Annotated in this window: 10 protein-coding genes; all 10 read right to left on the bottom strand. The window is 55.7% G+C overall.

The features are described 5' to 3' along the window. Positions 1–7: 7 nt before the first annotated feature. On the bottom strand, positions 8–1,834 hold the full coding sequence (gene nuoL, locus QET93_RS10755) for an NADH-quinone oxidoreductase subunit L (protein ID WP_280131876.1): 1,827 nt from the start codon (positions 1,832–1,834) through the stop codon (positions 8–10). A gap of 24 nt (positions 1,835–1,858) precedes the next feature. Continuing rightward, positions 1,859–2,176, bottom strand: coding sequence for an NADH-quinone oxidoreductase subunit NuoK (gene nuoK, locus QET93_RS10750; protein ID WP_280126168.1), 318 nt, complete (start codon positions 2,174–2,176; stop codon positions 1,859–1,861). Between the two features lie 42 nt (positions 2,177–2,218). Next, complete coding sequence (locus QET93_RS10745; RefSeq protein ID WP_280131877.1) at positions 2,219–3,277, bottom strand: NADH-quinone oxidoreductase subunit J; 1,059 nt, start codon at positions 3,275–3,277, stop codon at positions 2,219–2,221. 53 nt (positions 3,278–3,330) lie between these two features. Next, positions 3,331–3,897, bottom strand: a complete 567-nt coding sequence (locus QET93_RS10740) for an NADH-quinone oxidoreductase subunit I (RefSeq protein WP_280126170.1) — start codon at positions 3,895–3,897, stop codon at positions 3,331–3,333. A gap of 20 nt (positions 3,898–3,917) precedes the next feature. Beyond that, a complete protein-coding gene (locus QET93_RS10735; protein WP_280126171.1) occupies positions 3,918–5,234 on the bottom strand; it encodes an NADH-quinone oxidoreductase subunit H in 1,317 nt (438 codons plus the stop codon). 30 nt (positions 5,235–5,264) lie between these two features. After that, positions 5,265–7,007, bottom strand: coding sequence for a molybdopterin-dependent oxidoreductase (locus QET93_RS10730; RefSeq protein WP_280131878.1), 1,743 nt, complete (start codon positions 7,005–7,007; stop codon positions 5,265–5,267). A gap of 32 nt (positions 7,008–7,039) precedes the next feature. Next, on the bottom strand, positions 7,040–8,377 hold the full coding sequence (nuoF, locus tag QET93_RS10725) for an NADH-quinone oxidoreductase subunit NuoF (RefSeq protein WP_345783055.1): 1,338 nt from the start codon (positions 8,375–8,377) through the stop codon (positions 7,040–7,042). A gap of 96 nt (positions 8,378–8,473) precedes the next feature. Continuing rightward, the gene (locus QET93_RS10720; protein ID WP_280131879.1) at positions 8,474–9,055 is read right to left on the bottom strand and encodes an NAD(P)H-dependent oxidoreductase subunit E; all 582 of its coding nucleotides are present in this window, start codon (positions 9,053–9,055) and stop codon (positions 8,474–8,476) included. Between the two features lie 64 nt (positions 9,056–9,119). Then, on the bottom strand, positions 9,120–10,364 hold the full coding sequence (gene nuoD, locus QET93_RS10715) for an NADH dehydrogenase (quinone) subunit D (RefSeq protein ID WP_280131880.1): 1,245 nt from the start codon (positions 10,362–10,364) through the stop codon (positions 9,120–9,122). Between the two features lie 186 nt (positions 10,365–10,550). Then, on the bottom strand, positions 10,551–12,209 hold the full coding sequence (locus QET93_RS10710; RefSeq protein WP_280126176.1) for a SpoIIE family protein phosphatase: 1,659 nt from the start codon (positions 12,207–12,209) through the stop codon (positions 10,551–10,553). Positions 12,210–12,215: the final 6 nt, after the last annotated feature.

Raw genomic sequence — 12,215 nt, 5'->3', positions numbered from 1 at the left:
GTGGAGGTTAGCAGTGGAAGACCATGAAGTAGATAACCAGCAGGATGCCGGCTCCGAAAAGCACCGTGTAGGCGGCGATGCTGCCGGATTGCAGATAACGGAGAACCCAGCCGGCCCCGGCTGTCAGGCGGGCGCAGCCGCCTACGATGATGCCGAAGACGAATTGGTCAAGGAAGTCAATGAGTGCCGAGCAAAAGCCCTGAACTCCCTGGATGAGGACTTTGTCGTAGAAAGCGTCGATGTAGAAACGGTTGGCGAAAAGCCTGGCAATAGGGTTGGAGGAGAGCCTGTCCTTGGCCGGTACTCCGGCGTAGCAGACGATACCGAGGATGCCGCCGATGATGAGAGCTCCGAGGGAAACGTAGAAGGGCAGGCCGATGTGGAGGCCTTCCGATTGGAAATCGTTGGCGGGAACAAGTTTGTCCGCAATGAATCCGTATCCCGAGACGACGGCCATAATGGCAAGGATGACGAGAGGCAGCCACATGGCGGTTCCGACTTCATGGGAGTGTTCCGCACTCTGGGTACGGGGTTTGCCGAAGAAGACGACCATGACGAGCCGCATCATGTAGAAGGTGGTCAGCAAGGCGACTCCGGCACCGATCCAGAAGAAGAGCGGGTTGGTTTCCAGAGCGGCGGTCAGAATGCCTTCCTTGGAGAAGAATCCGGATGTTCCGGGGATGGCGATCAGGGCGGCGGTCCCGAGGAGGAAGCAAAGCGAAGTGAGTTTCATGCGTCCGAGGATACCACCCATTTTCCAGATATCCTGTTCGTGATGGCAGGCGTAAATGATGGCGCCGGCTCCGAGGAAGAGCAGTGCCTTGAACCAGGCGTGGGTGTACAGGTGGAACATGGCGGCTTCTCCGGCCAGCAGGCCGACGGCCATGATCATGTACCCGAGCTGGGAAAGGGTGGAGTAGGCCAGGATGCGCTTGATGTCATTCTGCTGGGTGGCCATGAAAGCGGCCAGGATGGCGGTGATGGCGCCAATGGAGGTAATAACCATGCAGGCCGTTTCCGTAAAGACTTCGGTACCGAGGGAGGTCTGGATGCGTACCATCATGTAAACGCCGGCGGCAACCATGGTGGCGGCATGCATGAGAGCGGATACGGGTGTCGGGCCTTCCATGGCGTCGGGAAGCCAGACATGGAGCGGGAACTGGGCCGATTTGCCGACCGCTCCGCAGAAGAGACAGAGGATGACGATGGTGAGCAGATCATTGCTGAGCCCCTGGGGCAGTTCCATGTCGGCAAAGGAGAGCGTCCCGGCAAGAGCCCATGTGGCCAGGATGCCGATGAGGAATCCGAAATCGCCGACGCGGTTGGTGATGAAGGCCTTTTTGGAGGCGTTCGCCGCGGAGTTTTTGGTGAAGTAGTGGCCGATGAGCAGGTAGGAGCAGAATCCGACCAATTCCCAGCAGATGAAGGTCATGGCCAGATTGTTGGCCAGGACGATGCCGGTCATGGAGAACATGAACAGGCTCAATCCGGCATAGTAGCGCGTCTTGGCGGAATCGTCGTCCATGTAACCAAGGGAGAACAAGTGGACGAGGAATCCTACGCCGGTGACAACTACCATCATCCGTGTGGAAAGGGGATCAAGCAGATACCCGAAGCCAATACTGAAGTTGACGTCCTGCCCGTGCAGAGTCAGCCAGGAAATGGCGTCGGTACCGGTTTGCCCCAGCAAGCCGATGGAGATGACGAGGGTGACGAGGGCACTGAGCGTAGAAGTCAGAGCGGCGATGTTGCCTCGCTTTTTCAGGAACAGCCAGTTGACGACGGCGATTGTCAGAGGCAGGAAGAGCAGCAGCCAGGTGTATTTCGTATCCATGATGAAGATGGGAGAGGAAGGAGGTTAGTCTTTCAATACGTTCAGGTCTCTGGTGTTTACCGTATGGCGCGCTCTGTAGAGCGCTACGATAAGCGCCAGGCCGATGGCTACTTCCGCCGCAGCGATTGCGACGACAAACAGGGTGAGTACCTGGGCATCGTAGTTAGGCAGTCCCATGGTGCCTTGCGCTCTGGAGAAGGCGACCAGCGATATGTTGGCGGCACTGAGCATCATTTCCAGGCACATGAAGATGACGATAATGTCCCGGCGGATGATGACGCCTGCTAGCCCGATGGCGAACAGGATGCCGGATAGAATGAGGTAATGTGTGAGCGGAACCATGATAGTGAAAAACTTGCGGGTTACTGGTTATCGCGGATGGTGTTATTGACGGGATGACGGTTTGCGCGAGAGGGAGACGACTCCGATCGTTGCGACGAGCAGGGACAGGCCGGCAATCATGAAAGCGATGTTGTACTTGGTGAACAGGGTGTTGCCCAGAAGTGCCGCATCCGGGAATTCTCCTTGCTCAATGAGTTTACGGATACGGGAATCCTGAGGGAATTCTCCGACAGCTAGGGCTGGGGCGATATCGGGGAGATGAATTTTTGGTGCATGCAGCTTTTGAACCGCCATTTTTTTATTGACCGGGGTACTGCCGGCAGTGAGCATTCTGACATCGTCGGGAGTGCTGGTTGTGTTTTCCACAAGAGCGGAGACGATATCTCCATCGGTGTTCATGATGGTGATTTTGCGCTGAATGCGTGCGGCTTCGCCATCGGTGGCGGCGTTGATGCGTTCCAAGGCAACGAAGGCTTTACCATCTTTTTTAATGACGATGGGTTCACGTTCCGCCTGGATGGCAACGATGTCTTTACCGTCTTTTTCGGACTTGACCGTCTTCATGTTGACGTCCGTGATGCGTCCGGGTTCCTTGAGGAGGTGAGTTTGTTCGGCAAGGGTTAGGAAAGAGTTGATCTTGATGGCTCCCTGAGTTTCCGGCACGGATGTGAGTTTTCCGGGTTGCAGGGTGAAGATGTCGTCCCAGGCATTGCCAAAGGTTGAGAGCGGGCAGCATTTGCCGCTGGAAGCCCCCGGGATGGAGGAGACGACGCCGGAGAGCTGGGAGACGAATCCCAAGGCGACGAGGACGCCGAGGATGATGGGAAGGGGTCTTCTGTAGGCCGTTTCCGTTTCCTTGATGTTCATCATCATGACGATGAAGACGATGAGTACCATGATGGCTCCCGTATAGACCATGATCTGGACAACTCCCAGAAAATGGGCTCCAAGGATGAACAGGATGGCCGCCGTACTGGCGAAGGAGAGAGCCATGAAAATGGCGGAGGTGACGGGATTTCTCTTGACGATCACCATGATGGCAGTGATGACGGCCAAGAGCCCGAAAACGTAGAAGAGCATGTCGCTAACAAAAGTGTCCATGAATGTGAAAGCAGTTGAGTGTCAGATATTCTCGATGTCTAGGGACGCAGGTTTTATTTGTACTGGTTCCACTTGTTAATCAATCCCTTCCGGGTACCGCCCAATTCGTAGAGCTTGGCCTTGTTATGGATGGATTCCTCATGGCTTTGCGGAGTGAGCAGGTATTCCTGGGACATGAAGATGGCTTGTTCAGGACAGGCTTCTTCACACATGCCGCAGTAGATGCAGCGGAGCATGTCGATTTCGAACTCTTTGGGCGCTTTTTCTACCTTGGCATAGGGCGATGAAGGATCGATTTCCCCCGGAGTGATGGTGATGGCGCGGGCCGGGCAGATGAATTCGCAGAGCTGGCAGGAGACGCAGCGTTCGCGTCCGTCGTCGCCACGTACCAGGGAGGGCATGCCGCGGTAGTACTTGGGCAGGTTCTTGTCCCATCTGTATTCGGGGTACTGCATGGTAACGCCCGTACCGGAACCGCCGAGCATTTCTTTACCGTGCGATTTGCCGATCAGGGACAGGAAGATGTGTTTCAGCGTAATCACGAGGCCGCCAAACACCGCTTTCAGGTAGAACCTGTCGGAGATGGAAAGCTTGGGGCGCTTGAGTATCTTGTAGGCCATGGTTGTGGGGTAGGTGGAGATTACGGGATGAAGTAAATGATGGCGGCAGTGATGAAGATGTTGACCAGAGCCGCTTCAAAGAAGACGAGCCAGCCGAGTTTCATGACCTGGTCGTAACGGAAACGGGGAAGGGTCCAACGCACCCAGACGAAGAAGAAGACGAAGAAGAAAAGCTTCAACAGGAAAGCGATGAGTTGCAGGGCGACGGTGACCCAGTTGCCGACGTAGCCGGCCCAGGTGCCGTCCAGTCCGCAATGGGAAGCCAGGCAGCTGGCTTGTGCGGGGACGAAACTGTCCAGTCCGAAGCCCATGGACCAGCCTCCGAGGAAGAGTGTGATGACCAAGGCGGAACCGACGACCATGGCTGCGTATTCGCCCATGAAGAAGAGGGCGAACTTCATGGAAGAATATTCCGTATGATAGCCGCCGACGAGGTCGGTTTCGCATTCGGACATATCGAAGGGTGTACGGTTGGATTCTGCGAAAACGGAGGTCAGGAAGATGATGAAGCTGATACCGATAGGCAGCAGGAGAATCCAACGCTGCCAGGAGAGGCCTTCGCCCCACAGCGGCAGAAGCATCCAACCGTTGTCGGCTTGGTATTGAACCATGTCGGTGAGGTTGAGGTAGCCGTAGATCATCAGGAGGGGGATGACGGAGAGTCCCATCGAGACTTCATAGGAAATCATCTGGGCGGATGTGCGGAGGGCGCCCATCAGAGGATACTTGGAGTTGGAGGCCCAGCCTGCAAGGACGAGGCCGTATACTGAGATGGCGGCGATGGCGAAGATCCACAGAGGCCCGACGCCGAGGTTGGCGACGACCATGTTGATGTTGCCGTAGGGCGTTTCCAGATTGCCGGAGAACGGGATGACGGCGGCACACATCAGGGGTGCCGCCATGACGAGGGCGGGAGCAACCCAGAAATAAACTTTGCGGACGAAGGGGGGAGTGAAGTCCTGTTTAAGGAAGAGCTTGGCTCCGTCAACGGCGGGCTGCAACAGACCGAACAGGGCAATGTCGCGGTCAAGTCTCAGGAACTTGAGCAATTCGGCGGCACGACCGTCGTGCGGAAGCCCCAATTTGTCCAGCAGGCAGGAGAAAGGGACTTCTTTCTTACTACCGAAGCGACGGAAGATAGTGAGGGGGATACCGACGCGGTTGGGACCGACACGATCCTGAATGAAGGCGCAGACGCGGCGTTCGATCAGGACGGAGACGGGGACGAAGGCGATGGTAATGGCAAAGCAGATGACCAGCTTGGCGATGGTCGTAATCAGGTAGAACCAGACGGGGGTGCTCAGCAGTTCATCGAAGAAGCGGAGAATGGTTTCCATTGTCGTGTGAATGTTGGCAGATGTTGTGGATTAACGGCCTCGGCTGGCTTTTTCCCGTTCGATCAGCGGGATGGTAACGCCGGTTTCAATGAGTTGTTTGCCCTGGTCTCCAATGGCCCCCCAGGTGACTCCCTCAAACTCGGGACATTCCCCGACGATGAGCTGGAGGATTTCCTGGGAGCTTGAAAGCTTGGAAATCGTTTCATCGGCTCCGAATGCCGTGCAAAGGTCGCGCAGGATTTGCCAGTCGTCACGGGCTTGGCCCTGGGGCATGATAGCGCGGTTGAGGCGCTGGATGCGGCCTGTGGTGTTGATCATCGTTCCGAATTTTTCAGCGAAGGTTACTCCGGGCAGCACAATGTCTGCGTTCTTGGCCGTTGGGTTGGCTGAGTGCGTGACAACGGCCAGGTAATCGAGCTTGGCGAGGTCGTCTTCCGTGCAACCGGCAGTGGCTTCCGTGAGGTCTTCACCCAGGACGAGGAGCCCCTTGATGGTACCGTTACGGATGCCTTCGATGATGGAGGGAAGCTTCTTGCTGGACTTGGTTAGCCCCAAAAGGAGTCCGGCTCCCGTGGTGTTGGGGTTGCCGTCGGGGGAGATCAGCATGTCGTCTCCTTTGCCCATGCGGGGAACGATGGCGAGGGTCGTCGTACTGATCAGGTCCGTCAGCTTCCGGGTGAGGTAGAGTTCTTCGTTGGTCATGCGGGCGGAGGCGATGATAGCCATCTTGCCTGCACCGACCCGCCGGATGGATTCCGCTGTGGATGCGATGGCGGATTCCCAGGTAGTGTGGCGATGCGGAGCTCCTGCATCTGTGCGGATGACGGGCTGGGGAATACGCTGGTCGGAATTGATATACTTGTAGTTGAGACGGTGCGAATCCGGCATCCAGCACGAGTTGACCTCATCGTTCTGCCGTGGGGTGATACGGAAGACTTCGTTGCCGCGGGACCAGACGTTGATGTTGGTGCCGGTACCGCAGTTTACGTCGATAGTCGGCGTGGACTTCAGGAACCATACGCGCATTTTGAAACGGAAGTCCTTGGATGTCAGCGCTCCTACGGGACAGAGGTCAACGGTGTTCAACGAATAGTTACTGTCGAGTTGCCGACCGGGGAAAATCGTGATGGCATTGTGAGTGCCGCGCTGGGACATGCTGAGGACTTCATCGCCGGCTACGTCTCGCATGAAGCGGACACAACGACCGCAGAGGACACAGCGTTCCTGGTCGAGGTTGACGCGGGGACCGATTTCCAGATCTTTGCCCTTCTTGGTCTTCATTTCCGTGAAGCGGCTGGTGGGTTGACCGTAGTCGGAGGAAAATTCCTGCAGTCGGCATTCTCCGGCCTGGTCGCAGATCGGGCAGTCGAGGGGGTGGTTGGTAAGGTAGAATTCCAGCACGCCGCGACGGACTTCCCGGGCGAGGGGACTGTCCGTTTTGATTCCCATATTTTCCGCTACCGTGTTAGCGCAGGAAATGATGGGGCGGGGCATCCATTGGATAGTCTGGTAACCGTCCGCATTGTATTGAGGGGCTTGGCCGGGAGCTGGGCGGGGAGGCATACCTTGTTCAACAAGGCACATGCGGCAGGAACCGGAGATGACCAGCTTGGGGTGGTAGCAGAAGCGGGGAACGTAGATGCCGACGGACTGGCAGGCTTCGATGATACGCATGCCGCGGGGGAACATGTACCAGGTACCATTGATTTGGACGTTTACTTTGCCCTGTTCAGCGGCGATGTCCTTGGGAAGTTTGAGAGTTTCTTCGCTCATGGTGCGTGAATGCAAAAGGTAGTTGTTGGGGCTTAGTCTCGAACAAGGTATTTAACTTGTTCCTTCGCTTCGGGGTTGTGCGGAAGCAGGGCGTTGATCGGTTGGGTCAGAGCGATGAATTCTTCACGGAATTTGGCGAGCATGGCCTGAACCGGCCAGGAAGCGGCTTCGCCGAAGGCGCAAACCGTTTTTCCTTCGATCTGGTTGGCTACCTGCAGGAGGAGATCGACGTCTTCCGCTGAGGCCTTGCCGGCGAGTATGCGGTTGGTGAGTTTGACCATCCAGGGGCATCCTTCGCGGCAGGGAGTGCACTGTCCGCAGGATTCGTGAGCATAGAACTTGTTAATGTTATTCAGAACCCAAGGCATGGAACGCGAGTCGTCCATGACGATGACCGCGCCGGAGCCGGCCATGGAACCGCATTGGGCAATGCTGTCGAGGTCGAGCGGGATATCGAAGAAGGTGATATCTTTTCCATTGAGCTTCAATGGGGTGTCGCAACGCATAATCTTGGAGGAAGAACCTCCGGGAATGACGGCTTTAAAAGTGTGTCCATCTCGGGGACCGCCGCAGAGGTCATAGAGCAGTTCGCCGAAGGTGATGGAGCCGGATATGATTTCATAATAGCCGGGCTTCTTTACGTCGCCGGATACTCCGATAATACGGGTACCGGGGGAACGCTGGGCTCCCATTTGGGAGTAGGTTTCACCTCCCATGCCGATGATGTGCTTGACGTGACAGAGAGATTCGACGTTGTTGACGATGGTCGGACATCCATAGAGGCCGATGGCGGCAGGGAAGAAGGGAGGCTTGATACGCGGGTAGGGGCGCAGACCTTCGATGGAATTGATAAGTGAGGTTTCTTCGCCGCAGATATAGGCGCCGGCACCGCGGTGGAGATGGATTTCCAGATCGTACCCGGAGCCGAGGATATTTTTACCGAGGAAGTTGTTGGCCCGGGCTTCATCCAATGCCTTGTTAACGATTTCCGCTGCAATCGGGAATTCCTCACGCATGTAAATGTAGGCGAGGTGTGCACCGACGGCATAGCAGGAAATGATCATCCCTTCCAGAAGCTGGTGAGGATCCTGATGGACGACGAAGCGGTCCTTGAAGGTACCGGGTTCGGATTCGTCGCAGTTGCAGATGAGGTAAACGGGCTTGGTGTTGTTCGGCGGGATGAAAGTCCACTTGACTCCGGTTGGGAAACCTGCGCCGCCGCGACCGCGCAAACCGGATTTCTTCACTTCGTCAATAATGCTCTTGGGCTCCATGGAGAGAGCTTTTTTCAACTGCTGGTAGCCACCGTCTGCAAGGTACGTCTCAATGGATGTATCCCATCCGGCGCGGTCCACGTTCTTGAAGATCATCCGGTGCTCCTTGGAGTGAGGCTCTTTGCCGGGAAGGTAAGTGATGCTCATGGTCGGAAGGCGAAATTGGTTGGATTGTTTGCGCGATGTGGCGGATCAGGCGTTCTGGTAAAGGGAGATGAGTTCGTCAGCCTTGTCCGGGGTCATGCGCGAGTGGAGCTTGTCGTTGACAAGGATGTTGGGGCCTTCTCCGCAGTTGGCTAGGCATTCTACGAATTCGATGCTCCATTTTCCATCGGGACTGACGGCAATGGGCGTCTCGTGCGTCATGGCTTTCCGGTCAATGGAAAGTTTGGAGCAGAGGACATCGACGAGTTCCTCTCCTCCGGACATTCCGCATGTCAGCGTTTTGCAGACCCGGAGATGGAATTTTCCGGGACACATTTGGCGAAGTCCGGGGTAGAAAGTGACGATGCCCAGAACGTGGGCGGGAGTCGAACCGATCTTAGCTGCAGTCCATGTCATGGCTTCACCGGAGATGTAGCCGAATTTTTTCTGGATGACGTGCAGGACGGGCAGGACGGCCGACTGGCTTTGGCCTTCGGGGTATTGAGCGATCAGGCGGTCTGCTTCGGCGTCAAGTTCCGGGGAAGGGGCAAACGGGGGATAATACTGTTCACCGGGAGAGGGCTGGTGGGCGATAGTTGCCTCAATGGCGTTCTCTGTATGTTCGGACATGGAATGAACGTGTTGAAGAGATGAAGGGTATGAAAGGATGAATGGAGTGGATGGCGGGGAAAAATCAACGGTCACATTCGCCTTGCACGAAGTCGAACGAGCCGAGAATGGCCGGAATGTCGGAGACGAGGTGGCCGGGGATCAGTTTGGGCAGGATGGAAAGCGTGCAGAAGGAGGGGGAGCGCATGCGCAGACGGTTCGGTATGCCGCCTCCCTTCGAGTCGATCATGAAACCAAGTTCTCCCTTCGGGTTTTCGGCAGCGAAATAGACTTGGCCTGCCGGAGCGTTGACGCCTTCCGTCGTGGACATGAACTGGCGGATAAGTTCTTCCATGCCGGTAAGGACGCGACGTTTTTCCGGCAGAGTGCCTTTTTGATCCACCATGTTGATGGGCCCCTGAGGCATGGTTTGAAGAACTTGTCGGATGATGCGGATGGATTGGCGGAGTTCTTCAAGGCGGCAGAGATAGCGGTCATAGCAGTCTCCGATTTCGCCGACCGGGACGTCGAATTCGTAGTTTTCGTACCCGAGGTAGGGATTGAGTTTGCGGAGGTCCCGCTGGACGCCGCTGGCACGAAGGTGGATGCCGGTAAGGCCGTATCCGAGGGCATCCTGGCGTGAGATGATGCCGATGTCCTTCATGCGGTTCATGAAGATGTTGTTTTTGAGGAGGAGGTTGTCGGCCTCATCGAGTGTCTTGGAACATTCGTCGCAGAAGCGCAGGACTTCCTTGTCCATGCCTTCGGGCATGTCGTGGATCTGGCCTCCGATGCGTGTGAAGGACGAGGTGAAGCGGGCTCCGGTCAACTGTTCATAGAAGTTGTGTACTTTTTCACGCTCGTTGTACGTGTAGAGGAAGACGGTCATGGCACCGACGTCCATGGAGCCGACACCGACGTCCAAAAGGTGGGAACCGATACGCGAAAGTTCCAGAGCAAGAACGCGCAGGGCTTGGCCGCGTTCCGGGAGTTCCCAGTCGAGCAGTTTTTCTACGGCGCAGGCGTAGGCGATGTTGTTGGAAATGGGAGCCAGGTAATCGAAGCGGTCGGTGTAAGGGACAAACTGATTGTATTGAATGGTTTCACCGATTTTTTCTATGCCGCGATGAAGGTGTCCGATGACAGGATCGCAGGAGAGGACTTCTTCCCCGTCCAGTTCCAGGATCAAGCGCAGTACTCCGTGGGTGGCAGGGTGGGATGGCCCCATGTTCAGGGTTACTGTCTCTCCTAAAGTGTCAAGGGTTTCTGCAAGATAATCCGCGCCTGCCGTAGGATCGGGCATTACGAAAGTTTTGGTTCTCGTCTTCATGGGAATGGTCCGTGCCTGTCTGGATACAGGAGTGCTCAATGATTATGCTCACTGAGTCTACGGGAGCAAGTCAAATATCCTTTTTTTGAAGGAAGAGGAGTGAAAAAACGGTAGCAGAATGGGATGTCCGGGCATTTTCATGGAGGTCGCGAATGACCCCGGAGAGGCGGATTATATATTTATCTGTTAGAGACCGAGTCCTAGATCGCCCCGTTCCGAGTCGGCTTTTTCATCGTAGCGGATGCCTAGCAGGCAGATGTCGTCGGAGAGACTCGAACAGCCGGTAAATTTGGCTGCGCATTTGAGAGTGCTCAGGACAAAGTCGCGGATACTTTGCGGATCCCTCTTTTCCAGATAGGAAATGACCCGGGCTGCGCCGAGTTCGTCGTCCTTGTCGTTGTGGGCTTCGGTGAGTCCGTCTGTATACAGAAGAAGGCGGCTTCCGGATTCAAGAGGAAGTTCAACACTGCTGTATTTGGAACCGTCAAGGATTCCCAAGGCAAGTCCCCGGGGAAGGGACAGTGTGCCCGCATGACCGTCTTGATGCATGAGAATCGGCATTGGGTGGCCGGCGGAGGACAGCGAAATGGTTTTCATCTGCAGGTCGATGTAAACATAGACGGCAGTTGCGAACATCGTGATGTTGGCATGGGAAAGGATTTTGGAAAGCTGATGATTCAAGGATTCCAGGAGCTGGTCCGGATGCATGGCCAAGTGGATCAGTTGTTCCATGATACCGCGCAGCATGGAGGCGATGAGGGCTGCCCGGATGCCGTGTCCCATGACATCGCAGACGATAGCTCCAACACCCGTTTCTCCAACGGGAAAAACATCGAACCAGTCTCCGGCAACGCCTTCGGACGGAGCGAAAATGTGGTGGAAGGTGAGTTTGCGCTGAATGTCCGATGCCTGGTAGCTGCGGGAGGGAATTTCGTATGGCAGCAGGGCCAGTTGGATTTCCCGGGCGAGGTCGACTTCTTTTTCCAGAGCATCGTTGCGTTCCTTGAGCAGTTGAGCCGTCTTTTTGATGGCCTGCTCGGCCCGGACGAGTTTGGTGACGTCGCTGGAGATGCCGACAAGTCCTTTCAATTGGCCGGAGCTGCCGTACCAGGGGAATTTGCTGACCATGCCCCATGTTTCCTTCCCGTCATTCCATGTTTCCTGATGGAGTCGTCCGATGATGGATTTGCCCGTTTCCATGATTTCTTTTTCTTCACGGCGTGAGATGTCACTCATGCTCTTGTCGAAAAAGTCTTTATCGGTTTTACCGATGACGTCGGCCGGGGTGGGGACTTGCAGTTTGCGGGCGGTAGCGGCATTGGCCATGACGAAACGCGAGTCCCTGTTTTTGACGTAGATGTTGTTGGGAATATGGTCGATCAGGGTACGGAACAGTTCGCGTTCTTCTTGAGCCCGGAGTTCGGAGGTCTTGCGTCGGGTGATGTCGACGAAGACCCCGACGAGTTCGATCGGTTTTCTGTGTTTATCGTACTTGGCCTTACCGTTGACACGAATCCACATCCAGCCGCTGGAACGGTTGTTGCGGATGCGGATTTCGATCCTCATGGGTATGATCGGATTGAGGCTTTCGAGGTAACGTCTTACTTCAAGGTCGAAGAATGCCCTGTCTTCTTCATAGACGACCTGGTCGGACTGAGTAAAAATGTTCGGTGCCAGTTCGTCACGACCGTACCCCATCATTTTGAGGCAGCGATCCGTGTAATGGATGTCGTTTTTCTCGATATTCCAGATAAAAAAACCTTCTTCCGCCGCTTCGAGAGCCAGGTTGACCTGATCCCAGGTGAAAACCTCTTGTCCGTGTTGATGGTGGGCGGGTAGATCCATAACGAC

It is taken from the genome of Akkermansia sp. N21116 (assembly GCF_029854705.2).
In the GTDB taxonomy this organism is placed as follows: Bacteria; Verrucomicrobiota; Verrucomicrobiia; order Verrucomicrobiales; family Akkermansiaceae; genus Akkermansia.
Note: the sequence above shows the minus strand (reverse complement) of the source record. Positions and strands in the feature narration are given on the sequence as shown.